At 61.8% G+C, this 24,342-nt stretch carries 25 protein-coding genes and 1 pseudogene; 17 read left to right on the forward strand and 9 right to left on the reverse strand.

Going from position 1 to position 24,342, the window contains the following annotated elements:
* Nucleotides 1–2: 2 nt before the first annotated feature.
* On the forward strand, nt 3–542 hold the full coding sequence (moaB, locus tag PverR02_RS09135; RefSeq protein ID WP_017849430.1) for a molybdenum cofactor biosynthesis protein B: 540 nt from the start codon (nt 3–5) through the stop codon (nt 540–542).
* Nucleotides 526–1,752 carry a molybdopterin molybdotransferase MoeA gene (locus PverR02_RS09140; protein WP_079443164.1) on the forward strand — a complete coding sequence of 409 codons (1,227 nt, stop codon included), beginning with the start codon at nt 526–528 and terminating at the stop codon, nt 1,750–1,752. The genes moaB and PverR02_RS09140 overlap by 17 nt, the downstream gene beginning before the upstream one ends.
* A gap of 67 nt (nt 1,753–1,819) precedes the next feature.
* Here PverR02_RS09140 and PverR02_RS09145 read toward each other — a convergent pair whose 3' ends face one another.
* Both PverR02_RS09145 and fliK read right to left on the reverse strand, forming a co-directional pair.
* On the reverse strand, nt 1,820–2,149 hold the full coding sequence (locus tag PverR02_RS09145) for an EscU/YscU/HrcU family type III secretion system export apparatus switch protein (protein WP_079443165.1): 330 nt from the start codon (nt 2,147–2,149) through the stop codon (nt 1,820–1,822).
* Nucleotides 2,146–3,729, reverse strand: a complete 1,584-nt coding sequence (fliK, locus tag PverR02_RS09150; protein ID WP_079443166.1) for a flagellar hook-length control protein FliK — start codon at nt 3,727–3,729, stop codon at nt 2,146–2,148. The genes PverR02_RS09145 and fliK overlap by 4 nt, the downstream gene beginning before the upstream one ends.
* Before the next feature lie 200 nt (nt 3,730–3,929).
* Between fliK and ccmA the strand changes: the two genes are divergently transcribed.
* From ccmA to phnN, 14 genes are all read left to right on the forward strand, one after another.
* A complete protein-coding gene (gene ccmA, locus PverR02_RS09155) occupies nt 3,930–4,565 on the forward strand; it encodes a cytochrome c biogenesis heme-transporting ATPase CcmA (RefSeq protein ID WP_017849434.1) in 636 nt (211 codons plus the stop codon).
* Complete coding sequence (gene ccmB, locus PverR02_RS09160; protein WP_017849435.1) at nt 4,562–5,230, forward strand: heme exporter protein CcmB; 669 nt, start codon at nt 4,562–4,564, stop codon at nt 5,228–5,230. Before ccmA ends, ccmB begins: the two co-directional genes overlap by 4 nt.
* A 90-nt stretch (nt 5,231–5,320) precedes the next feature.
* Nucleotides 5,321–6,076: a heme ABC transporter permease gene (locus tag PverR02_RS09165; protein ID WP_017849436.1), complete on the forward strand. Its 756-nt coding sequence runs from the start codon at nt 5,321–5,323 to the stop codon at nt 6,074–6,076.
* Nucleotides 6,073–6,249, forward strand: coding sequence for a heme exporter protein CcmD (ccmD, locus tag PverR02_RS09170; RefSeq protein ID WP_017849437.1), 177 nt, complete (start codon nt 6,073–6,075; stop codon nt 6,247–6,249). The genes PverR02_RS09165 and ccmD overlap by 4 nt, the downstream gene beginning before the upstream one ends.
* The gene (ccmE, locus tag PverR02_RS09175; protein WP_057003716.1) at nt 6,246–6,701 is read left to right on the forward strand and encodes a cytochrome c maturation protein CcmE; all 456 of its coding nucleotides are present in this window, start codon (nt 6,246–6,248) and stop codon (nt 6,699–6,701) included. The genes ccmD and ccmE overlap by 4 nt, the downstream gene beginning before the upstream one ends.
* Before the next feature lie 3 nt (nt 6,702–6,704).
* Complete coding sequence (locus PverR02_RS09180; RefSeq protein WP_079443167.1) at nt 6,705–8,693, forward strand: heme lyase CcmF/NrfE family subunit; 1,989 nt, start codon at nt 6,705–6,707, stop codon at nt 8,691–8,693.
* The gene (locus PverR02_RS09185; RefSeq protein WP_017849440.1) at nt 8,690–9,226 is read left to right on the forward strand and encodes a DsbE family thiol:disulfide interchange protein; all 537 of its coding nucleotides are present in this window, start codon (nt 8,690–8,692) and stop codon (nt 9,224–9,226) included. Before PverR02_RS09180 ends, PverR02_RS09185 begins: the two co-directional genes overlap by 4 nt.
* On the forward strand, nt 9,223–9,696 hold the full coding sequence (locus PverR02_RS09190) for a cytochrome c-type biogenesis protein (RefSeq protein WP_017849441.1): 474 nt from the start codon (nt 9,223–9,225) through the stop codon (nt 9,694–9,696). Before PverR02_RS09185 ends, PverR02_RS09190 begins: the two co-directional genes overlap by 4 nt.
* A complete protein-coding gene (ccmI, locus tag PverR02_RS09195; protein ID WP_057003715.1) occupies nt 9,689–10,873 on the forward strand; it encodes a c-type cytochrome biogenesis protein CcmI in 1,185 nt (394 codons plus the stop codon). The genes PverR02_RS09190 and ccmI overlap by 8 nt, the downstream gene beginning before the upstream one ends.
* 15 nt (nt 10,874–10,888) lie before the next feature.
* Nucleotides 10,889–11,284: a hypothetical protein gene (locus PverR02_RS09200; protein ID WP_017849443.1), complete on the forward strand. Its 396-nt coding sequence runs from the start codon at nt 10,889–10,891 to the stop codon at nt 11,282–11,284.
* A 1,010-nt stretch (nt 11,285–12,294) separates the two neighbouring features.
* A complete protein-coding gene (locus PverR02_RS09210; RefSeq protein ID WP_079443168.1) occupies nt 12,295–13,107 on the forward strand; it encodes an iron-containing redox enzyme family protein in 813 nt (270 codons plus the stop codon).
* 32 nt (nt 13,108–13,139) lie between these two features.
* Nucleotides 13,140–13,307 (forward strand): rubredoxin, encoded by a 168-nt coding sequence (locus PverR02_RS33045; protein WP_017849446.1) that lies wholly within the window; start codon nt 13,140–13,142, stop codon nt 13,305–13,307.
* Entirely contained in the window at nt 13,308–13,904 is a 597-nt protein-coding gene (locus tag PverR02_RS09220) for a LysE family translocator (protein ID WP_079443169.1), read from the forward strand.
* Between the two features lie 168 nt (nt 13,905–14,072).
* Complete coding sequence (phnN, locus tag PverR02_RS09225; protein WP_017849448.1) at nt 14,073–14,636, forward strand: phosphonate metabolism protein/1,5-bisphosphokinase (PRPP-forming) PhnN; 564 nt, start codon at nt 14,073–14,075, stop codon at nt 14,634–14,636.
* Here the strand turns inward: phnN and PverR02_RS09230 are convergent.
* Nucleotides 14,625–15,506 (reverse strand): LysR family transcriptional regulator, encoded by an 882-nt coding sequence (locus PverR02_RS09230; protein ID WP_017849449.1) that lies wholly within the window; start codon nt 15,504–15,506, stop codon nt 14,625–14,627. The two genes, phnN and PverR02_RS09230, sit on opposite strands and share 12 nt — an antisense overlap.
* 462 nt (nt 15,507–15,968) lie before the next feature.
* On the opposite strand from PverR02_RS09230, the gene PverR02_RS09235 reads away from it, so the two are divergent.
* Nucleotides 15,969–17,465, forward strand: coding sequence for a M10 family metallopeptidase C-terminal domain-containing protein (locus PverR02_RS09235; RefSeq protein ID WP_227778807.1), 1,497 nt, complete (start codon nt 15,969–15,971; stop codon nt 17,463–17,465).
* Nucleotides 17,466–17,495: 30 nt separating this feature from the next.
* Here the strand turns inward: PverR02_RS09235 and PverR02_RS09240 are convergent, their stop codons facing one another.
* From PverR02_RS09240 to PverR02_RS09265, 6 genes and pseudogenes are all read right to left on the reverse strand, one after another.
* Nucleotides 17,496–18,692, reverse strand: a complete 1,197-nt coding sequence (locus PverR02_RS09240) for an MFS transporter (protein ID WP_079443171.1) — start codon at nt 18,690–18,692, stop codon at nt 17,496–17,498.
* Between the two features lie 323 nt (nt 18,693–19,015).
* Nucleotides 19,016–20,020 (reverse strand): sulfate ABC transporter substrate-binding protein, encoded by a 1,005-nt coding sequence (locus tag PverR02_RS09245; protein WP_046384213.1) that lies wholly within the window; start codon nt 20,018–20,020, stop codon nt 19,016–19,018.
* A gap of 95 nt (nt 20,021–20,115) precedes the next feature.
* Nucleotides 20,116–20,940, reverse strand: coding sequence for an ion transporter (locus tag PverR02_RS09250; protein WP_079443172.1), 825 nt, complete (start codon nt 20,938–20,940; stop codon nt 20,116–20,118).
* A gap of 31 nt (nt 20,941–20,971) precedes the next feature.
* Nucleotides 20,972–21,847: an urea transporter gene (locus PverR02_RS09255; protein ID WP_079443173.1), complete on the reverse strand. Its 876-nt coding sequence runs from the start codon at nt 21,845–21,847 to the stop codon at nt 20,972–20,974.
* A gap of 164 nt (nt 21,848–22,011) precedes the next feature.
* Nucleotides 22,012–23,274: pseudogene (locus tag PverR02_RS09260) on the reverse strand (glycerate kinase type-2 family protein); the annotation flags it as partial.
* A gap of 130 nt (nt 23,275–23,404) precedes the next feature.
* On the reverse strand, nt 23,405–24,295 hold the full coding sequence (locus PverR02_RS09265) for a 2-hydroxy-3-oxopropionate reductase (RefSeq protein WP_079443174.1): 891 nt from the start codon (nt 24,293–24,295) through the stop codon (nt 23,405–23,407).
* Nucleotides 24,296–24,342: the final 47 nt, after the last annotated feature.

Consider the following 24,342-nt stretch of genomic DNA (forward strand, 5'->3'; position numbering starts at 1 on the left):
CCATGAAAGCCAAGGCAGATGCACCCTTTGTACCCCTGAATATCGCTGTACTGACGGTCAGCGACACCCGCACCCTGGACACCGACACCTCGGGCCAGGTTTTCGTCGATCGCCTGATCGCCGCCGGCCACCTCCTGGCCGAGCGCGTGCTGCTCAAGGATGACCTCTACAAGATTCGCGCGCAGGTGGCCCACTGGATCGCCGAAGACGTGGTGCAGGTCGTGCTGATCACTGGCGGCACCGGCTTCACCGGCCGTGACAGCACGCCCGAAGCGGTGAGCTGCCTGCTCGACAAACAGGTCGACGGCTTTGGCGAGCTGTTCCGCCAGATCTCCGTGGCCGACATCGGCACCTCCACCGTGCAATCCCGCGCCCTGGCCGGCCTGGCCAACGGCACCCTGGTGTGCTGCCTGCCGGGTTCGACCAACGCCGTGCGTACCGGTTGGGACGGCATCCTCGCCGAGCAACTGGACAACCGTCACCGCCCCTGCAACTTCGTACCGCACCTGAAGCAGGCCGAACCCTGTGAATCCCGTGGATAAGCCGGGCAAGACCGGCGCCTTGATGCCGGTGGAAGAAGCCCTGCAACGCTTGCTCGAGATGGCCGAGGCCGCGCCGATTCGCGAGCAGCAGGTGTTGCCCCTGGCCGCGGGTGATGGCCGCGTACTGGCGCAGGATTTGATCTCCACCCTCGATCTGCCGCCGTGGCCCAACAGCGCCATGGACGGTTATGCCATGCGCCTGGCGGACTGGACGGGCGAACCGTTGGCGGTGAGCCAGCGCATCTTCGCCGGTCAGGCCCCCGCGCCATTGGCTGCCGGCACCTGCGCACGCATCTTCACCGGGGCGCCCGTGCCGCAAGGCGCGGACTGCGTGGAAATGCAGGAAAACGCCGTGGTCCACGCCGACGCGCGTGTGAGCTTTACCGAGCCGTTGCATATTGGTCAGAACATTCGCCCGCAAGGGCAGGAAACCACCGTCGGCGAAGTGGTGCTGACCGCGGGCACGCGCCTGGGGCCGATCGAACTCGGCCTGGCTGCGTCCCTCGGTCTCGACCAATTGACCGTGGTGCGCCGCGTGCGGGTCGCGGTGCTGTCCACCGGCGATGAGTTGATTGAGCCCGGCCTGCCCCTCGGCCCAGGGCAGATCTACAACAGCAACCGTCGCGTGCTGTGCAGTTGGCTGGAGCGCCTGGGATGCGAAGTGATCGATGCGGGCATTCTTCCCGATGACCTGGACCAGACGCGCACGTGTCTGGCGGGCCTGGGCGCGGTTGACTTGATTCTGTCGACCGGCGGTGTGTCGGTGGGCGAGGCGGATTTTCTCGGCATTGCCCTGCGTGAAGAAGGCGAGCTGGCCTTGTGGAAGCTCGCGATCAAACCGGGCAAGCCGCTGACCTTCGGCCATTTCCGTGGCGTGCCGGTGATCGGCCTGCCGGGCAATCCGGCGTCGACGCTGGTGACGTTTGCCCTGTTGGCACGCCCCTATCTGCTGCGCCGCCAAGGTGTGGCGGAGGTCGAGCCGCTGCGGTTCGAGGTGCCAGCGGGGTTCGTCTGGCCCAAACCGGGCAACCGCCGCGAATATTTGCGCGGGCGCATCGAGCAGGGCAAGGCGGTCATCTATCGCAACCAGAGCTCCGGCGTGCTGCGCAGCGCGGCGTGGGCGCAAGGGTTGGTGGAGGTGTTGGAAGGGACGACGCTGGCGATGGGCGACCGGGTGAATTTCATTCCCCTGAGCGAAGTCCTGAACTGAAGCCGATCTGAATGTGGGAGGGGGCAAGCCCCCTCCCACATTTGGATTGTTGTTTGTCTGGGGCTACTCAGTAGTCGTCGCCACGCTCGGTGACATCGCGCTCGACCGGCGCGGCGTGCGGGTCGTACCCCGCCGGAAACTTGCCCTTCAGCGTCCAGGCAAACGCAATGATCTCGGCGATCGTGCGGTACAACTCTTCCGGGATACTGTCGCCCAGTTCCATGCGCGCCAGCAGCTTCACCAGCTCGGCGTTTTCATAGATGGGCACTTCGTTTTCCCGCGCCAGCTTGAGGATCGCTTCGGCCAGGGCATCGTCGCCCTTGGCGGTCAGGGTCGGCGCTTGTTGGCCGTCATACTTGAGGGCGATGGCCTGGCGCGGTGGGTTGGCGTTGTTCATGCGGTTTCGTCCACCCAGCGTTGCTCCAATCCGGTTTTCGGCCCGCGTGGCGGCGTGCCGAGGTGGCAGTCGAGGTCGCCGACATTGATGCCCGACGTCACCAGGCGCTCGCGCAAACTGCCCAAGTGACTTTCGATCAAACTGGCGGTGAACGGTCGCGTCGCCCACAACTGGCTCGACAGTTTGCCCTGCGACAACTGCGCCTGGACCTGCAACGGCCCCAGCGGCTCCATGTCGAAGGCCAGTTCCACGCGCCAGAGCATCTGCTTGGGGTCTTTTTTGTCCTTGCGTTCAGGCTGGTCCTTGTCCTGCGCGGGCTCTTCGCGCTGGAACTTGACCTGCAGCGGCACGATGTCCTGCAGGGTCCGCATGGGGATTTCCAGCTGCCAGGTGGTTTGCAGGCGGCCGTCGGCGGTGGTGCCGGTCTGTTCCAGGCTCGACAGCTGATGGCTCTGTAACCGCGAGATGGCCCCGGCGGCCAGGCGCAGCAGGTTTTCCAGGTCGCCTTCGCCTTCCAGGCGTTGCATCAGCCGCTCCGGCAATGGAAAACCGGCGGGTGCCTGGCGGGCGCTGATCTGTCCGAGGGTGTTCAGCGGGCTGCGCACGAAGTTGGGCAGTATCTGGGCCAGGGTGTTGGCGGCGAGGATGGCATTGAGGTTGGTGCTGGCGGGCAGGGCGGGCAGCAGATCGGCGACCAGGCGCAGCAGCGCGCCTTTCATATCCAGCGGTGGAATTTGCGGGTTTTGCCCGGCCAGCAACTTGGCTTCAAGAAACGCGCCGCTGTTCTGGATGACTTGCGCCAGCACCTTGGGATTGCTGACTTGCGCCAGGTCGGGCAATGCCGCGAGCAGCCGCGTGGCGGCCGAGCGCAGTTCGACGGACGTACTGTCGTCCTGGGGCAGGCGTTGCAACGCGGTGAACACCGCATCCAACGAGCCCTGGCGACTTTGCTGGGTGGCGAGTTGCTGGGTCACGGCCAGTTGATCCTTGAGCCCGCTCAAGGGCACAAAGTTCAGGGTCTGCGTGTCCTGTACCACGGCGCTGAGCAGGCTGCCGACGCGTAGCGGTTGCGGGCTTTCCAGGGTCAGGGTCGTGCCGGCCAGGGTGCTGTTGAGCACCGTCACCAACGAACGGTAGATCGTCGGTTGCGTGGTGCCTTGGGGCAGCGCTTGGCTGGTCAGGACTTTGGCTTGCAGCAAGGTGCCCGCCGGCATTTGTGTGGTGTCGATGCGGGTGAGGGCGGCGACGTTGGCGCTCAAGGCCTGCTGCAGGCTGAGGGTCAGGTTACCGGCGGACGTCTGGCTCACCGCCACATTGCTGCCCAGCGGCAAGGGTTGCGGGCTGCTGGCCTGCACCAGCGTCTGGCGGCCACCGTCGAGGGTCAATTTGAGCAGCAACTGAAAGGCTTCGCCGCCTTGTTTAAGTGCGATGACTTCGGCGTTCGCGGTTTTTCCCGGGTCAATCAAGCCGATCTGCGGCTCCAGCAGTTTCAGCAACTCACCGGTTGCTGGCGCCGGCGCAGGGGCCGGCCCGGCTGTCGGGGCAGGAGAAAGCGTAGGAAGGTTGATCTCACCGGTCATCGTGCGTGTCGTCTCAGGGGAAATAGCCCTCTTTAGCGTAGGGCATCGCATGTATAATGCGGCCCGTCTGCCATGAGAGCGGTAAAAACCTCACAACTATTTGATCCAGCTCTCTAAAATCGGTCGCCAAAGCCGTTATTGTGCTCCTTTCTATAACGGCCGCAGCACCGCCGACTTGAACCGTAAAGGCCCGCGATCTTTTGACCAGCCCTCTTCTTGAAGCCGTAGCGCTTGCCTGTGAACGCGACCTGCGCCTGCTGTTCGAGCACCTCGACCTGCGCCTGGCGGGCGGTGACATGGTGCAGATCAGCGGTCCCAACGGCAGCGGCAAGACCAGCCTCCTGCGTTTGCTGGCCGGGTTGATGCAGCCCACGGCGGGCGAAGTGCGGCTCAACGGCAAGCCCCTGAACGAACAACGCACCGAGCTGGCCCGCAACCTCACCTGGATCGGCCACGCCGCCGGGATCAAAGACGTGCTCAGCGCCGAGGAAAACCTCAGTTGGCTCAGCGCCCTGCATCATCCGGCCAGCCGCGAGGCGATCTGGCAGGCACTCGCCGCCGTCGGCCTCAAGGGCTTCGAAGATGTGCCCTGCCACACCTTGTCGGCCGGCCAGCAGCGCCGTGTGGCCCTGGCGCGCCTGTATCTGCCCGGCCCGCCGCTGTGGATTCTCGACGAACCCTTCACCGCCCTCGACAAACAAGGTGTCGCCCAGTTGGAAGAACACCTGGCGCGGCATTGTGAGCAGGGCGGCCTCGTCGTGCTGACGACGCACCACAGCCTGACGCGCCTGCCCGCCGGTTACCGCGAGCTGGACCTGGGGCGGTGGTCGGTATGAGTGTGTTCGCGCTGTTGGTGGCCCGCGAGGCGCGGCTGTTGTGCCGGCGCCCGGCCGAACTGGCCAATCCGCTGGTGTTCTTTGCGATTGTCATTGCGTTGTTCCCGCTGGCGGTCGGCCCCGAGACTAAACTGTTGCAAACCTTGTCTCCGGGACTGGTGTGGGTGGCGGCCCTTTTGTCCGTGCTGCTCTCGCTGGACGGGCTGTTTCGCAGTGATTTCGAGGACGGTTCCCTGGAACAGTGGGTCCTTTCGTCGCACCCCCTGCCACTTCTGGTATTGGCCAAGGTACTGGCACACTGGGCGTTTTCCGGCCTGGCGCTGGTGTTGCTCTCGCCGTTGCTGGCAATGATGCTAGGGTTGCCCAGTGAATGCCTGCCGGTATTGCTCATGTCCTTGTTGCTCGGCACGCCGGCGCTCAGCCTGTTGGGAGCGGTGGGCGCGGCGCTGACGGTGGGTTTGAAGCGCGGCGGCCTGCTGCTGGCTTTGTTGATTCTGCCTTTGTATATCCCGGTGTTGATCCTCGGCAGCGGCGCTTTGCAAGCCGCGCTCATGGGCATGCCGGCGACCGGTTACCTCCTGTGGCTTGGCAGCCTGACCGCCCTGGCGGTAACCCTGACACCCTTTGCCATAGCCGCCGGCCTGAAGATCAGCGTCGGCGAATAATGAAGTCGGGTTACGCGTAACCCGTTCTTCAACATAAGAAAGACCCTACGCTTCTTGCAAACACAAGACGCAACCGTGATGGAAACAGCAATGAACTGGACCTGGTTTCACAAGCTCGGCTCGCCCAAATGGTTTTACGGCATCAGCGGCAAGCTGCTGCCGTGGTTGAGCATCGCCGCCGTAGTGCTGATCGGCCTCGGCCTGGTCTGGGGCCTGGCCTTCGCGCCGCCGGATTACCAGCAGGGCAACAGCTTTCGCATCATCTATATCCACGTGCCTACCGCAATGCTGGCCCAGTCCTGCTACGTGATGCTGGCGGTGTGCGGCATCGTCGGCCTGGTGTGGAAGATGAAACTCGCGGACGTCGCCCTGCAATGCGCCGCGCCCATCGGTGCGTGGATGACCGCCGTGTCGCTGGTCACCGGCGCGATCTGGGGCAAACCCACCTGGGGCTCGTGGTGGGTGTGGGATGCACGACTAACGTCCATGTTGATCCTGCTGTTTCTGTACTTCGGTCTGATTGCCCTGGGCAACGCGATCAGCAATCGTGACAGCGCCGCCAAGGCCTGTGCGGTGCTGGCGATTGTCGGTGTGATCAACATCCCGATCATCAAATACTCGGTGGAGTGGTGGAACACCCTGCACCAGGGCGCCACCTTCACCCTCACCGAAAAACCGGCGATGCCTGTGGAAATGTGGGCGCCGCTGTTGCTGATGGTGCTGGGGTTCTACTGCTTCTTCGGCGCTGTGCTGCTGATGCGGATGCGCCTTGAAGTGCTCAAGCGTGAAGCCCGCGCCAGTTGGGTCAAGGCCGAAGTGCAGAGCAGCCTGGGAGCGCGTGGATGAGTTTTGCTTCTTTCAGTGATTTTCTCGCCATGGGCCACCATGGCCTGTATGTCTGGACGGCCTATGGCATCTGCCTGGCGGTACTGGCCCTCAACGTTGCCGTGCCGATCCTGGCCCGCAAGCGTTACCTGCAACAAGAGGCGCGTCGTCTGCGCCGGGAGACCGAAAAGTGAATCCGCTGCGTAGAAAGCGTCTGTTGATCATCCTTGCCATTCTGGCCGGCGTCGGTATTGCCGTGGGCCTGGCGATGAGCGCCCTGCGGGAGAACATCAACCTGTTCTACACCCCAACCCAGATCGCCAACGGCGAAGCACCGCTGGGCACGCGCATCCGCGCCGGCGGCATGGTGGAGAAGGGCTCGTTGAAACGCTCCGGCGATTCTCTCGACGTCACCTTCGTGGTCACCGACTTCAACAAGGCCGTGACCATTACGTATCGCGGCATCCTCCCGGACCTGTTCCGCGAAGGCCAGGGCATCGTCGCCCTGGGCAAACTGAATGCCGATGGCGTGGTGGTGGCCGATGAAGTACTGGCCAAGCACGATGAGAAATACATGCCGCCGGAAGTCACCAAAGCGTTGAAAGACAGCGGCCAAACCGCTCCAACTCCAGCCAAGGAGGGCTAAGTGATGACGTCCGCACTGTTTATTCCGGAGCTGGGCCATTTGGCGATGATCCTCGCCCTGTGCTTCGCCATCGTCCAGGCCGTGGTGCCGTTGCTCGGCGCGTGGCGCGGCGACCGCCTGTGGATGAGCCTGGCGCAGCCGGCCGCCTGGGGTCAGTTTGCCTTCCTGGTGTTCGCGTTCGGTTGCCTGACCTATGCCTTTATGACCGACGATTTTTCCGTCGCCTATGTGGCCAGCAACTCCAACAGCGCCTTGCCCTGGTATTACAAGTTCAGCGCCGTGTGGGGCGCCCACGAAGGTTCGCTGCTGTTGTGGGCCCTGATCCTCGGCGGTTGGACCTTCGCCGTGTCGATCTTCTCCCGGCAACTGCCGCAAGTCATGCTGGCCAGGGTGCTGGCAGTGATGGGCATGATCAGCGTCGGCTTCCTGCTGTTCCTGATCATGACGTCCAACCCGTTCAGCCGCATCTTGCCGCAGATCCCGATGGACGGGCATGACCTCAACCCGCTGCTGCAGGACATCGGCCTGATCGTCCACCCGCCGATGCTCTACATGGGCTACGTGGGTTTCTCCGTGGCCTTCGCCTTCGCCATCGCCGCCTTGCTCGGCGGGCGCCTCGATGCGGCCTGGGCGCGCTGGTCGCGGCCATGGACCATCGTCGCCTGGGCCTTCCTCGGCATCGGTATCACCCTGGGTTCGTGGTGGGCCTATTACGAGCTCGGTTGGGGCGGCTGGTGGTTCTGGGACCCGGTGGAAAACGCGTCCTTCATGCCTTGGCTGGTGGGTACGGCGCTGATTCACTCGCTGGCCGTCACCGAAAAACGCGGTGTGTTCAAGAGTTGGACGGTGTTGCTGGCCATCGCGGCGTTTTCCCTCAGCCTGCTCGGCACTTTCCTCGTGCGTTCGGGCGTGCTGACTTCGGTTCACGCGTTTGCGTCCGACCCTGCCCGCGGTGTGTTCATCCTGATGTTCCTGCTGTGTGTGGTCGGCGGTTCCCTGACCCTGTTTGCCCTGCGCGCGCCGGTGGTCAAAAGCCAGGTCGGCTTCAACCTGTGGTCGCGGGAAACCCTGTTGCTGGGCAACAACCTCGTGCTGGTGGTGGCCGCGTCGATGATCCTGCTCGGCACCCTGTACCCGCTGGTGCTGGATGCGCTGACCGGCGCCAAGCTGTCGGTCGGCCCGCCGTATTTCAACGCCTTGTTCATTCCGTTGATGGGCTTGTTGATGGTGGTAATGGCCGTCGGCGTGCTGGTGCGCTGGAAAGACACCCCGGTGAAATGGCTGGTGGGCATGCTGACCCCGGTGCTGCTGGGCAGCGCCGCCTTGGCCGTGATCGCCGGTATCGCTTATGGCGATTTCAACTGGGCGGTTCTCGCCACGTTCATGCTCGCCGCCTGGGTATTGCTGGCCGGCATGCGCGACATCGTCGACAAGACCCGTCACAAAGGCCTGATCAAAGGCCTGCCCACCCTGACCCGCAGCTATTGGGGCATGCAGATTGCGCACATCGGCATCGCCGTGTGTGCCCTCGGCGTGGTGCTCTCCAGCCAGAACAGCGCCGAGCGTGACCTGCGCCTGGCCCCCGGCGAGTCCATGGACCTGGCCGGTTACCACTTCATCTTCGAAGGCGCCAAGCACTTCGAAGGGCCGAACTTCACGTCCGACAAAGGCACCGTGCGCGTAATCCGCAACGGTAAGGAAGTCGCCGTGCTGCACCCGGAAAAACGCTTGTACACCGTGCAGAGTTCGATGATGACCGAAGCCGGGATCGACGGCGGTTTCACCCGTGACCTTTACGTCGCCCTGGGTGAGCCGCTGGGCGAAGGTGCCTGGGCGGTGCGCGTGCATGTCAAACCGTTCGTGCGCTGGATCTGGTTCGGCGGTTTGCTCACCGGTCTGGGTGGTGTGCTCGCGGCGCTGGACCGGCGCTATCGAGTCAAGGTCAAGAGCCGGGTGCGTGAAGCACTGGGCCTGCAAGGAGCGGCGGTATGAAGCGTTGGTTGATGGTCGTGCCGCTGGCATTGTTTCTGCTGGTGGCGGTGTTCCTGTATCGCGGGTTGTACCTGGACCCGGCCGAGTTGCCCTCGGCCATGATCGGCAAGCCGTTCCCGGCGTTTTCCCTGCCGACGGTGCAGGGCGACAAGACCCTGACCCAGGCCGATTTGCTGGGCAAGCCGGCGCTGGTCAACGTGTGGGGCACCTGGTGCATTTCCTGCCGCGTAGAACACCCGGTGCTGAACAAACTCGCCGAGAACGGCGTGGTGATCTACGGCATCAACTACAAGGACGACAATGCGGCGGCCTTGAAGTGGCTGGCGGAATTCCACAACCCGTACCAGCTGGATATCCGCGATGAAGACGGCAACCTGGGGTTGAATCTCGGCGTCTACGGCGCCCCGGAAACCTTCTTTATCGATGCCAAGGGCGTGATCCGCGACAAGTATGTCGGCGTCATCGATGAAGTGGTCTGGCGCGAACAACTGGCCGCCAAGTATCAGGCCCTGGTCGACGAGGCCAAGCCATGAAGCGCTGGTTAGCTGCTGCCGTATTGGCCCTGGGCCTGGCGGGCGTGGCCCACGCCGCCATCGACACCTACGAATTCGCCAACGACGCCGAGCGTGAGCGTTTTCGCGAACTGACCAAGGAACTGCGCTGCCCCAAGTGCCAGAACCAGGACATCGCCGACTCCAACGCGCCCATCGCCGCCGACCTGCGCAAAGAGATCTTCCGCATGTTGGGGGAGGGCAAGGACAACCAGCAGATCATCGACTTCATGGTCGACCGCTACGGCGATTTCGTGCGCTACAAACCGGCCCTCACCGGCAAGACCGCACTGCTCTGGTTCGGCCCCGCCGGGCTGCTGCTGGCTGGCATGGTGGTGATGGTGGTGATCGTCCGCCGTCGCCGCGCCGCCCCTACCGATGGTTCCGACGCGCTATCCCCCGACGAGCGCCAACGCCTCGACCAATTGCTGGACACCAAGACTGATGATTGATTTCTGGCTCGCAGCCGGTTTGCTGCTTCTGATTGCCCTGAGTTTCCTGTTGATCCCTGTGTTGCGCGGCCGTCGTGCCCAACGCGAAGAGGATCGCACCGCGCTGAACGTGGCGCTGTATCAAGAACGCGTGGCCGAACTGCAAACCCAGCAGGACGAAGGCGTGCTCAACGCCACGCAACTCGACACCGGCCGCGCCGAAGCCGCGCGCGAATTGCTGGCCGACACCGAAGGCATGGAAAAGCCCCGCGAATCGCGCCTGGGCAAGCCGCTGCCGTTGCTCGCAGCGGTTTTGGTGCCCGTGCTGGGCATTGGCTTGTACCTGCACTTCGGTGCCAGCGACAAGGTCGAACTGACCCGCGAATTCTCCCAGCCACCGGTGTCCATGGAAGACATGACCCACCGCCTGGAACGCGCCGCGGCGGCTCAACCGGATTCCGCGGAAGGCTTGTACTTCCTCGGTCGCGCCTACATGGCCCAGGACCGCTCCGCCGATGCCGCCAAGGTCTTCGAGCGCACCGTGGCCCTGGCCGGGCGCCAGCCGGAGCTGTTGGGCCAGTGGGCCCAGGCCCAGTACTTCGCCGACAACAAGCAGTGGTCGCCCAAGGTCCAGGCCCTGACCGACGAAGCCCTCAAGCTCGACCCGCGAGAAGTCACCAGCCTCGGTCTGCTTGGCATCGCGGCCTTTGAAGGCCAGCGCTACCAGGAGGCGATCGATTACTGGAGCCGCCTGCTGGCGCAACTGCCGCCCGAAGACAACTCCCGCGTCGCCCTGCAAGGCGGGATCGACCGCGCGGCAGAGCGGCTGAAAGCGAGCGGTGGCACCGTCGCCCAAAAAGCCGTGATGAAAGTGCGCGTGGACCTCTCCGCCGACATCAAGGCCAAGGCCCTGCCAAGCGACAGCGTGTTCATCTTCGCCCGCGCTGTCTCCGGCCCGCCGGCGCCGCTGGCGGCCAAGCGTGTGACCGTCGCCGACCTGCCGGTCACCGTCGAACTGGGCGATGCCGACGCAATGATGCCGCAGTTGAAACTGTCCAACTTCCCTGAAGTCCAACTGGTTGCGCGCATATCCCGGGCCGGTCAACCGACCACTGGCGAGTGGATCGGCCGCAGCCAACCCCTGGCCAGCACCACCACTGCGCTGCAGCAGCTGACCATCGACAGTCCGGACAAGTAATTCGAGGAAACGCCTATGACCGCCCTTGCACGCATCACCCTGCTCAGCCTGGTATTGGGCTTGAGCGCTTGTGCGGTCCACCGCCCACCTCCGGCACCCACCGGCCCGACCATTCCCCCATCGGGCCCCTCGACCAAGCCAGCCACCAGACCTTCCAGCCCGGTCACCGCACCCGCGAAAGCGCCACCGAGCAAGTCGCCGACCTTCGCCCCGCCACCCGGCGCGGCCAGCCACTGGGACGGCAAGATGCAGGTGTATGTGCTGGAAGACCAGCCCGACACCTTCTACCGCCAGCGCACCTACTACCGCTGGAGCAACGGCTGGAGCCGCTCCATCAGCCCGGACGGGCCGTGGGAAGAGACCGACGTGCATGGCGTACCGCCGGGGTTGAGCAAGCAGTACGCGCAGTGACAGAAGGCGACCTTTGGGTCGCCTTTTTCATGCCTGCAGTGTGGTCCTTCAAACGCTGGAGATCCAATGCCGGGGCCGGACTTGTCCGAGATAGAGGTCTGTCAGATAAAAATGATTTCCGAACTCAGCGCCATGAGTCCGTCATAGGCTGATGGCGTCATTCGGCGGATCTTCATCCTTACTCTCAACAAGTGCCGTTCGATAAAAGATTGTGCTGTCTTCGCACTTTCCACACGGACTGCCGCCATTCGCCCCTAGACGGACAGTTTGGGTGAAAAAATCGGCTCGACACCTACAAGCGGCTGACGCGGCGTTGCTGCTTTCTTCGCCTTGTAGGACGGACCCTGTAGCGAGCAGGTAGGTATGAATGCCACCTCTGCGGACACGTACTTGGTGACCAGGGAATTGAGTTTCAGGCAAGGCGAAAACTACTGCGATGGCATGGCGGAAAACCGCGCCTGTACTGCTGAAGGGCTGGGTCACATTGATTTCGTGATACTCGCACTTGAACTCCGCAGGATGGCGATCTGCGACACGCCCGCAATATCCGTATTGATTGAGACGGCGTCTGGTCAGCGAGCCGAGGAGGCCTGCGCGCCACAGTACGCCTACCGTAAAGGTAGGGCGAGATGAGCGAGGGGTAACTGCAAACCTGTAATTATGCTGCCCGGTAGCTCATAAGTTGAAGTTTGAAATTGCCCGTCAGGGGATGGTTGATGCGGTGTTGGGGATGTAACTCCATTAAATGAGAGGTTTCACTCAATAAAAAAGGAAGTTTCTATGTGTTGCCTACTTTTGTTGGAGTAGGAAGGAGGTTTTTTTTAAACTTGGCGGTTGGCTCATAGTTGGTTCGTAGCGGATGGCAAGGCTCTAAGTCGCATGTTTCATAGGTTTGTTGGAAATAATTGATTTGTGGATTGACATGTGTGGCGTGATGCTAATAATTTTGTGTGCAATGCCTTTTTAAAGGCGGGTTGAAATTCATTTATTATAAAAACAAGGATAATTATATGAGTGTTCAGAATTCGATCGGCGCGGGATCAAATGAAAGATCTACTCGTGGTGGAATATATAAAGTGTGCGAGGCTGGTTATAATGAAATCGCAAATGCGATAGTGCGGCACTCTGCCCTACGTGAGCTTGAGTCGTTTGGGAAAATTATTTCCGATAAGCCACTAAGTCATCCAGAAAGGGCTCTATTTTTTGCAACTATTTGGGCTTTCTTCAAGGATGTTCCGGCTGGAATCGTCGCATTGGCTGCGCGCGTTACGGATGAATGGATTAAAGAAGATATGTGGCACGGCACGGCTAAAGCCGCGCATATTCTTTACGCATCCGTGGATGAATACGGTCTACATCAACATAGCAAGCATATGTTGCCAACCCATCATCAAATGTTCAAACAACTGACCACTCACCTGGGACTTTCCGATGCTGAGCTGTTCAATCCTCACTACATTCTTCCTGAGGGCACCGCCATGGGTAATAATACCCATCGAATGTACCGTTCTGAGTTTTTAGGTGAGGCATTGGGTTTTCATTTGGCGTCAGAAATGACTTCCTCACGAGAGTTTCAGTTTTTCCTGAAAGGATTTCAAAAATATGCCGGCGAATATGGTCTGGTCGACGAAGATGACCCCGTTTTGGCATTCTTTGCGATTCATTGTGAGGTTGAACCTATGCATGTCGCGACCGGGCGCGAAATCATGATTTCGTACTTGGAGAAAAATCCAACTATTGCCCCGCATGCAATGCGCGGGGCGATGGCATTTATGGATGGGTTCGAGCAAATGTTTGCCGCTTTGAATCGGCGGCTGGCCTGAAAATCGAACTTCTGATAGTGAAGGACATTATTATGAGTCGGTCTTATGAGTGCCAGATTTGCCACTACGTTTATTCAGAGTCTTCAGGCGAGGCTCTAGTCGATATAGAACCCGGCACGACTTGGGATGAGATTGGGGAGGCGTTTCAATGCCCGCACTGCCAAGCGAAGAAAAAGCTGTTTATTGAGGTTCTGAGTTAGATGCAGGGTTTTCTGAGTTCGATGGTATTCGCCACAATGCTTTCCATAGGTTTTGGACCGATAGCCTTGATCATCCTGAGGCAGTCCATCGCCTGTGGCTTTCGCGGCGCACTACCTGGGGCTCTAGGTGCGGCAGTTGCAGATGCGGTTTTTGCGGCTGTCGCATTTTATGGTTTGCAGACAATCAAGGCATTTTGGCTAGCCAATAACCGTCTGTTGACCTGGGTGGCAATTGCTTACCTGTTTTATCTGGGGGGCATTACATTTGCAAAACATACAGCTGTGGCACAAGTAAAAACGACAGCAGGATTTATCCCGGTCTTTTTACTGACGCTAATGAACCCACTCACTATCGTAGCGATCTCCTCCTATGTGATTGCCAGCGGCACGCTGTTTGAGGGGCTCGGGCTCTACCTGAGTCTGGCGGGTTTTCTGGTGGGTTCATTTTTAGGCCAGATATTATATGCGCTGGGTGGCAGCCTCATCAGGACTGCGCTGATCGATAATCCTGATCTTGATGTGATCAATCGCATCAGCGGTGGATTATTGATTGGCTTTGCGGTGTGGCAATGCGCGCGCGTTTTGTCTGGAGGCTGACCCTCTGCCTTCCGGGAAACCGTGCACAGTTCCTGCACCCGAACATGAAAGCGCCTACGCGCACGCCTGACCGAGTGCGTAGCGCGTCACAATTCGATACTGTGGCCGCCGCCGTGAAACGTAGTCGGTCATGCAACAAATCTGCAGACAAGCGAAGAGGGTGTATTGATGGCGGGCAGGTTGATCTATCTCATCGGGCCATCGGGTTCGGGCAAGGACAGCCTGTTGGACGCTGCACGACCACGTTTGGCCGAACGTGGCTGCCGCATTGTGCGTCGGGTGATTACCCGCTCGGCGGAAGCGGTGGGCGAGGCGGCACAGGGGGTGAGCGCCGAGCAGTTTGTCGCGATGCAAGCCGAGGGCGCGTTTGCGTTGAGTTGGCAGGCTAATGGGTTGTCCTATGGCATACCCACGGACATCGACGCATGGCTGGCGGCGGGGGAGGATGTGCTGGTCAACGGCTCCCGTGCCCACCTGGCGCAGGCCCGCGAGCGTTACCCGGCGTTGCTGGTGGTGTTGCTGAGTGTCGATCAGGCGGCGCTGCGCCAGCGCTTGCTGGCGCGGGGGCGTGAGTCGGTGGCGGATATCGATGCGCGCCTGGCGCGTAATGCACGGTTTACGGCGCAGTTGCTGGCCGGCATGGGGGCGGGGTTGCTCGTGCTGGATAACTCCGGCCCGCTGGAACATACGGTCGAGTGTTTGCTGCGCTACCTGGACCCGTCAGCGCGTTGACAACCGTTCCACATACTCCACAAACGCCCGCGCCTTGGCACTCGCCATTCGCCCTGTCGGAAACACCGCCCATAAGTCCCGCGCCGGCAAATGCCAGTCGGTCAACACCGGCTTCACCGCGCCACTGGCCAGTTCCGGCGCGAACATCCAGGCCGATGCCAGGGTCAGGCCCAAGTGGTTCAGCACAGCCGCACGTACCCCTTCCGCCGCTGTGATGTGCAAGCGGCCATGGACGACGATCGGGTATTCGCGGGCGTCTCGGGTAAATGTCCAGCGCGCGCCCTCGCCCTGGGTGTAGATGACCGCCTGGTGTCGCAGCAGATCGGCTGGCGTGGCGGGTTCGCCGAAGCGTTCGAAGTAGGCCGGGGTACCCAGGATATGGCAGGGCGACGCCCCGATCTTGCGTGCGGTCAGCCCCGAATCGCTCAGGTTGCCCATGCGCAGGGCGACGTCGATGCCTTCTTCCACCAGGTTGAGGCTGTGGTCGTCGAGTACTACATCGATGTTCAACCCAGGGTACTGCTCCAGGAACGGCCCCAGGTGCGGAAGGATATGCAGGCTGGCGAAGGTCACGGCGGCGCTGATGCGCAAGTTACCCGACAGCCCGGCGCCCGCGCTGCGGGCAGCGTCGTCGGCCTCGTTGGCCTCATCGATGGCGCGCTTGGCTTTTTCGAAATACGCCAGGCCCGCTTCGGTCGGCGTCAGGCCCCTGGTTGAGCGCAGTACCAAGCGCACCGCCAGGCGCGCTTCCAACTGCGCGACGCTCTTCGACACCGCGGGCTGGCCGATGCCCAGGCGTTTGGCGGCGGCGGAGAACGAGCCGGTTTCGACAACGTGGACGAAGGTTTCCATGGCGGTCAGGCGGTCCATCGGGTGTCCCTTGCTTGTGATTGAGCGCATCGCGATGCAGTACGGCGCACAAGCCTACGGGGAATGGCTATGGCTTGTCACCCGCTCCCAGGCGGGGTTTATCGCCGTGAAGAAGCTTAAGTGGATATGTCTTTGTCTGGCGGGAATTGAAGTAAGCCAGTGACGGGTATTTGTTTAGAATTTGTTTTTTTATTGTAAAAGCAACCCGGTATTGGTGAGTCGGTTGTGTGGTTGGATGTTTAAATTGCAAATAAAATCCTGGTTGTCTGACTGCATGTTACGCGGCGTGTGGTTGTTTCAGCTGAAACTAAAATAGTGTTGGTCCGCTATTTTTCACTGTGCGAGATTATCGGCGATAACGATGAGCCTGGTTTAACGCGGCTCGCGGTTATTGATACTTAATCTCCGGATCGATTCGATTCGGTGTTCTTGTGTATTCATTAATAATACGAGTGCCGCACAATGAATGGACCTGATCTGTTTTCTGTAACTTCCCGCATGGGGTTTCCGATATCGGACCCCGGCCCGTTTGGTGCCGGGGCCTCGAAGAAACCGTCGTTTACGACGGACCAGGCGGCCAAACAAATCACGCGGGAAAATCATCGTTTCCGTGACCGTAACGGCGATCAGAAGATCGACTTGCACTACACGGTCGACGCGAGTTTCACCGCCCAGCAGAAACAGCGCGTACACCAGGCAGTGCAAGCCTGGCAGGATGTGGCCAATATCAGTTTCCGCGAGCAGTCAAACGGTACGGACGGAGCGCTCAGTATCCACAACAACCCTCGCGGCGACCGGGGGGTTGCCGACTTGCCTCATGGTTCCACGAATCGGACAGCGGCCACGATCGGCACCCGGGGCGGGGCGGCTTCGCCTGCGCTGGGCAGTCACTTTTCGGTCACGGCTATTCATGAAATCGGTCACGCTATTGGCCTGCAACATCCGGGACGCTATAACGGCGACGGTGCCAACTACCAAAACGGCGCGGTCTACGCGCAGGACACCAAGGCACGCACCGTGATGAGTTACTGGTCGGAACGCCATCAATCCGGTCATGACTTCAGATCGCTCAATCCGTCTGCCCCGATGATGGACGATATCGCCGCGGCGCAACGCTTGTATGGCGCCAACCACCAGACCCGCAAGACCGACACCGTCTATGGTTTCAACTCCAATACCGAGCGCGAAGTGATGAGCCTTACCAGCGCCAGGGACAAACCGGTGTTCTGTGTGTGGGATGGTGGTGGTGTGGATACGCTGGATTTTTCCGGGTTTTCCCAGGATCAGAAGGTCGATCTGAATGCGGAGTCGTTCTCTGACGTGGGCGGCTTGAAGGGCAATGTGTCCGTCGCCAAGGGATGTGTTATTGAAAACGCGATCGGCGGTGCCGGTCGTGATGCCTTGATCGGCAATGATGCGGCCAACCGCCTCAAGGGCGGTGCCGGCGCCGACACGTTGAGGGGGGGCGGCGGCGCGGATACGTTTGTCTACGATAACGTCAGCGACTCCGCCGCACAGAGCCCCGACCTGATCGAGGACTTCACCAGCGGTACCGATAAGATCGACGTCTCGGGTGCGTTAAAAGCGGCAGGTGTGCGCGCCCTGGTGTTTACCGATCGGTTCAGCGGCCGCGCCGGTGAAGCGGTGCTCAAACACGATGCCAGTACGGGGGGGGCGAGCCTGGCCATTGATCTGAAGGGGACGGGCAACGCGGACATGGTGATCAACAGCAAGGGGCAGATCAAGCCTGGCGATGTACGGTGGGATGGGTCGCAGCCTGAAGTTCAGTCTGTGCCGACGCCAGCCCCGACTCCGGCTCCAGCTCCAACCCCGCCGCCGGGTGAAACCCCAAACGGGCCGTCCGCACTGATCGAAATGCTTGCCAAGACACTGTCAGCGTTCGTGTTACAGCTGCTGCAGATTATCGCCCCATCGTCCAGTGGCGGGCCGCGCTCGTAACCCCACCCACGATCCCGAGGCATCATGCCGTCAGGCAGTGACCGTCGAAGTGTGGCGCGAAGCACTGAGAAAGCGCAGCAGCGCCACCAGCGGGAACGCACTGCCCACCAGCATCACGCCCAGCCAGCCGCCGTGTTCGTACACGCTGCTGGCAATCGCCGAGCCGAAGGCACCGCCGATGAAGATGCTGGTCATGTACAGCGCGTTCAGGCGGCTGCGGCTGTTGGCGTCGAGGGCGTAGATGGCGCGTTGGCCGAGGACCATGTTCATCTGCACGCAGAAGTCGAGGACCACGCCGGTCACCGCCAGGCCGATCACGCTGTACAGCGGGTGTACGAAGGCCGGCAGGAAGCTCAGCACCGCAAACACCATGGCCAGCAGTGACGCGCGGTGGGTGTGGCCGGCATCGGCCAGGCGCCCGGCGATGGGCGCGGCGATGGCGCCGATGGCACCGACCAGGGCGAAGATCGCGATCTGGGTCTGGCTCAGGCCATGGTTGCGCACCAACTCCAGCGGCGCGGCGGTCCAGAACAGGCTGAAGGTGGCAAACATGCAACCTTGATAAAAGGCGCGCTGGCGCAACAGCGGTTGTTCACGCAGCAGGGTGCCGAGGGAACGCAGCAACTGGCCATAGCTGGCGCTGTGGTCGGGCTGGCGCTTGGGGATGGTCATCAGCAAGACCACGCTGATAACGGCCATCAACGCGGCCGCGGCCATGAACATCGCGCGCCAGCCGAAATGGTCGGCGACCACACTGGACACCGGCCGCGCCAGCAGGATGCCCAGCAACAGGCCGCCCATGATGCTGCCGACCACGCGGCCACGGGACTCGGCAGGTGCCAGGTGCGCCGCCAGTGGGATCAGGATCTGCACCGACACCGAGCTGAAACCGATCAACAACGACACCAGCAGGAACAGGTTCGGTTGCTCGGTAAACGCCGCACCCAGCAGGCTGGCGATGGCGATCACGGTGGTGCTGATCATCAGCTTGCGGTTTTCCAGCAAGTCGCCCAGGGGCACCAGAAAGAACAGGCCCAGGGCGTAGCCGATTTGCGTCAGCGATACGATCAGGCTGGCCATGGCGGGCGTCAGGCCGATGTCCGGCGCGATCAGCTCGATGATCGGTTGCGCGTAGTAGATGTTGGCGACGATGGCGCCGCAGCAAAACGCAAACAGCATCACCATCCCGCGGGTCATGGTGCTCGTAGCGTGGGGAGTAGCGTTCATGGTGTTCTCATAAAAGCGAAGGAAGATGGCGAGCGAGAGTAAAGACAAGACACTGCGACGAGTAGGCTGTTAGCGGTGATAACACTCATGCCGTGAAATGATGACTGAAGCCTTGGCGTTGGCTTCGAACGCCCATGATACATGCAGACGCACCGGCCGAAACAGGCGACCCGGCGGCCTGACGATCACGCTTGGCATCAAACGAATGTGGGAGCGGGCATTGCCTGCAATGCGGACACCCCGGTGTATCGGACACACCCGGGCGACGCTATCGCAGGCAAGCCAGCCCCCACATTGGCTCGCGTTTCTTCAGTGCAAGCGGCTTACTGCCCGTTGTAGATCTGGTCGAACACCCCGCCATCGTTGAAGTGGGTTTTCTGCACGGTGCGCCAGTCGCCAAAGGTCTTCTCGACCGACAGGAAGTCGACTTTCGGGAAACGATCGGTGTACTTGGCCAGCACTTTCGGGTCACGCGGGCGCAGGTAGTTGTTGGCCGCGATTTCCTGGCCTTCCGGCGACCACAGGTACTTCAGGTAGTCTTCGGCGACTGCGCGCGTGCCTTTCTTCTCGACCACTTTGTCCACCACCGTGACCGGTGGCTCGGCTTCGGCGGAGACACTTGGGTAGACCACTTCGAACTGATCGCGGCCGAATTCGCGGGCGATCATTTCCGCTTCGTTTTCAAAGGTCACCAGCACATCGCCGATCTGGTTGGTCATGAACGTCGTGGTCGCGGCACGGCCACCGGTGTCCAGCACGGGCGCTTGCTTGAACAGCTTGCCGACAAAGGCCTTGGCCTTGTCTTCGTCACCGCCGTTCTTCAGCACGTAGCCCCAGGCCGACAGGTAGGTGTAGCGACCGTTACCCGAGGTCTTCGGGTTGGGCACGACCACTTGCACACCATCCTTGAGCAGGTCCGGCCAGTCTTTCAGGGCTTTCGGGTTGCCCTTGCGCACGATAAACACGGTGGCCGAAGTGAACGGCGCGCTGTTGTTCGGCAGGCGGGTAGCCCAGTTGTCCGGCACCAGTTTGCCGTTGTCGACCAGGGCGTTGATGTCGGTGGCCATGTTCATGGTGATTACATCAGCCGGCAGGCCGTCGATCACCGAGCGCGCTTGTTTGCTGGAGCCGCCGAAGGACATCTGCAAGGTCAGCTTGTCGTTCGGGTGCTCGGCTTCCCAGTGTTTCTGGAAGGCGGCGTTGTAGTCCTTGTAGAAATCGCGCATCACGTCGTAGGACACGTTGAGCAGGGTGGTCGGTGCGGCCTGGACGACACCGGCCAATGCAAGGCCGGCGGCCAGAAGAGAGGCGCTAACGAGTTTTTTCACTGCTCATTCCTTGTTGTACGAGAGTAGAGAGAGGCACTTTGCCAGCGACTATAGCCGGGGGGGCACATTCGCTTAAAGATCAAAAAGATCTTTGCTTATTTCAACTTATTAAACAGTGCATTGCCACACCGTGAACAAAACGCCGCGTTTGCGTCATGGGTGTTTTTCTTGCACACCGGGCAGTCCGTTTGCAACTGTTCACCGCGCATGGCGTTGGCCAGTTCGGCGGTGAAGATCCCGGTGGGCACGGCGATGATCGAATAACCGGTGATCATCACCAGGGACGAGATCACCTGGCCCAGCGGGGTCTTGGGCACGATATCGCCGAAGCCCACGGTGGTCAGGGTCACGATCGCCCAGTAGATGCCCTTGGGGATGCTGGTGAAGCCGTTCCCAGGCCCTTCGATCACATACATCAAGGTGCCGAACACCGTCACCAGGGTGCAGACGCTGAGCAGGAACACCACGATCTTCTGCTTGCTGCCGCGCAACGCCGACATCAGGTAGTTGGCCTGCTTGAGGTACGGCCCGAGCTTGAGCACCCGGAAGATGCGCAGCATGCGGATGATGCGGATGATCAACAGGTACTGGGCATCGCTGTAATACAGCGCGAGGATGCCGGGCACGATGGCGAGCAAATCCACCAGGCCATAGAAACTGAAGGCATAGCGCAACGGCTTGGGCGAGCAGTACAGGCGCAGGCCATACTCGATGGCGAAGATGACGGTGAAGCCCCACTCGATGTAGGCCAGCACGGCGGCGTAATTGTCGTGGACTTCCTGGATGCTGTCGAGGATCACCACCACCAGGCTGGCGAGAATGATCAGCAGCAGGGTGCTGTCGAAACGCCGCCCGGCCGGTGTGTCACTCTGGAAAACCATGACATAGAGACGCTGGCGCCAGTCGTTGTTGCTGTCCATCACGTTCGCCCCTATCGAATATCGGGCAAGCCTAGGGGGATTCGAACGGGCTGTCCACGCGGGCTTTGTGCCACATCCGGCGGCTGGCGTGCACCAACCAGCAGGCGAGGATAAAGGGCGCGGTCAGCGCGGGCAGGTGCAGCGCGGCAAAACCGGGGGTGAGGATGATCGCCAGGGCGATGCCGGCCAGCGGCAACCCAGGTCGGCGGCGTGTGCCGCTCAGGGCCAGGGCGGCCAGCGCCGGGTTGTAGCTGTGCAGGCCGAGGAGGGCGCCGACGGGCTCGCCCAGCAGCAGGGCGAACAGCACGCCGAGGACGGCGCCGGTCAATGCCCATGCTGCGGCACGGCGGTTGGCCAGGCATAACCCGAGCGCAATCAATGCGCCGGCCAGGGGCTGGTCCAGCAGCAGGATTTGCGCGAGGCCGCTAAAAGGCGCGCTGACGATGCCGAGAGCGTCGGGTTCGCGCAAGGCCACGGCGCTTTCGGCGGCCGCGCCCAGCAGCAGCCAGCCGAGGCCGACAAACGGCGCGGTATAGGCGGGCAAGGCCTCGGGCTGGGTGGTGTGTCGCAGCCATTGTCGGGTCAGAATCGCACTCAGGCCGCCGCAGGCGAGGATCAGCGGCACCACCATGACCGACCAGGCAAAGTGCTGGCTGATCAACAGGCCCAGCAACACACCGTTGTAGCTGTACAGGCCGGCCTGGCGTTCCGTCTTGGGATAGTCGCGGCGCTGGGCCGTGAGCAAGCCGGCGAGACCACCCAGCAGTGCACCGCCGAGCAGGGCCGGAGCGCCGAGCAGGATCGCCAGCAGACATAGCAGGCCACACAGCGGCTGGCGCTGCAGGACGATCTGGCTGAAGCCGTTGAGCAGCGCTTCGGCCCAGTCGGGGCAGGAGGGAGTGGGCATTGTTGTGTGATTCAGTGAGAGCGAGTTGTCCTCATCGCAGACTTGCCTGCGATGAGGCCCTGACCGGCGCTAGATCAACGTCTGATCGACCCCGGTTGCGCAACCCGCAGTTTCGGCCCTTGCAGGTCCATCGGGATGCTGAAGGGGCATTCAACAGGGTGGGCAGCCTCGAGAATCAGAATGGCGCGAAAGTCGTTGACGTTGGTGCGGGTCGGTTCGGTGATGATCAGATCGTCGAGGGCGGCGAAATAGCCGTAGCCATTGTTGTTGTCCAGCTCGTCGCAGGCCGACAGCCCCAGCGCTTCGGCGCGGGCGTAGCTGGTGGGGGTCATGAGCGCGCCGGCGTTGTCTTCCGAACCGTCGATGCCGTCGGTATCGCCGGCCAGGGCATAGACGCCGGGCAGGCCCTTGAGGCTGTCGGTGAGGCTCAGCAGGAATTCGGCGTTGCGCCCGCCACGGCCAGTGCCGCGCACGGTCACGGTGGTTTCCCCGCCGGACAGGATCACGCATGGCGCCGCCAACGGCTGGCCGTGCTGCACGATCTGCCGGGTGATCCCGGCGTGGACCTTGGCCACGTCCCGCGCTTCGCCTTCGAGGTCGCCGAGGATCAGCGGGCTGAACCCGGCCTGGCGGACTTTTACCGCGACCGCTTCCAGCGACTGTTGTGGGCGGGCGATCAATTGGAAGTGGCTGCGGGCGAGCAGCGGGTCGCCGGGTTTGACGGTTTCCGAGGCCGGGTTCTGCAACCAGCTGCGCACGGACGCCGGCGCGTCGATGTCATAGCGCTTGAGAATGGCCAGGGCCTGTTGCGAAGTGCTTGGGTCGCCGACCGTGGGGCCGGAAGCGATCACCGTGGCCAGGTCGCCCGGCACATCGGAAATCGCGTAGGTATAGACCGTCGCCGGCCATGCCGCCCTGGCCAGTCGGCCGCCCTTGATCGCCGAGAGGTGCTTGCGCACGCAATTCATCTCGCCGATGGTGGCGCCGGATTTGAGCAGGGCTTTGTTGATGGCCTGTTTGTCGGCCAGGCTGATGCCTTCGGCGGGCAGGGCGAGCAACGCCGAGCCACCGCCGGAGAGCAGGAAGATCACCCGGTCGTCTTCGCTCAGTTGGCTGATCAGCGCCAGCACGCGCTGCGCCACTTTGATGCCGGCGGCATCCGGGACCGGGTGGGCGGCTTCGACCACTTCGATTTTCTGGCACGGCGCGCCATGGCCGTAGCGGGTGACCACCAGGCCCGTGACTTCACCGTGCCAGGCGTTTTCCACGACCAGTGCCATGGCGGCCGCGGCTTTGCCGGCGCCGATCACAATCACCCGGCCGCTGCGGTCGGCGGGCAGGTAGGCTTCGAGGACTTGCCGGGGATGGGCGGCGTCAATGGCTGTGGCAAACAGCTCACGAAGCAGGTGTTGCGGATCGACCGACATAAGCGGGCTCCCGGGGATTTTTTTGTTATTAGAGATGCAGCAATTGCGGCTATTGAAATGCGATCAACCTGTGGGAGGGGGCGTGCTCCCTCCCACATTTGACGGCATTTCAAAAGGGCAGCGGTGTGGGTTATTTGTCGCGAATCGAGAAGTTCGCCATATGCTCCAAGCCCTTGATCAACGCCGAGTGGTCCCAGTTGCCGCCCCCGATCGCGGTGCAGGTGCTGAACACCTGTTGGGTGCCGGCGGTGTTCGGCAGGTTGATCCCCAGCTCCTTGGCCCCGGCCAGCGCCAGGTTGAGGTCCTTCTGGTGCAGGTTGATGCGAAAGCCCGGATCGAAGGTGCCCTTGATCATGCGTTCGCCGTGTACTTCAAGGATCTTCGACGAGGCGAAGCCGCCCATCAGCGCTTCACGCACCTTGGCCGGGTCGGCGCCGTTTTTCGCGGCGAACAGCAGCGCTTCGGCCACCGCCTGGATGTTCAGCGCGACGATAATCTGATTCGCCACTTTGGCTGTCTGGCCGTCGCCGTTGCCGCCGACCAGAGTGATGTTCTTGCCCATGCTCTGGAACAGCGGCAAGGCACGCTCGAAGGTCTGCGGCTCACCGCCGACCATGATGCTCAAGGTGCCGGCCTTGGCCCCGACTTCACCGCCGGACACCGGCGCATCGAGGTATTGCGCGCCGGTCTGGTTGATCCTGGCGGCAAAGGCCTTGGTGGCGGTGGGGGAGATTGAGCTCATGTCGATCACCACCTTGTTCGGCGACAGGCCGGCGGCCACGCCATCGGCGCGGAACAGCACGTCATCGACCTGCGGGGTGTCGGGCACCATGACGATGATGAATTCGGCTTCCTGGGCGACGTGCTGCGGGGAGGCCAGCGCGATGGCGCCGGCGGCGATCAACTCGGCTGGCGCCTTGCCGTGATGCTCGGACAGGAACAGTTGGTGACCGGCTTTTTGCAGGTTGGCGGCCATGGGTTGGCCCATGATGCCGGTGCCGATGAATCCGATTTTAGCCATGAAGAAATCCTCTTTTTATTCGATAGAGCGCGGTCTGCCAAACACAT

Origin of the sequence: Pseudomonas veronii, from assembly GCF_002028325.1 — a bacterium.
Lineage (GTDB): Bacteria > Pseudomonadota > Gammaproteobacteria > Pseudomonadales > Pseudomonadaceae > Aquipseudomonas > Aquipseudomonas veronii.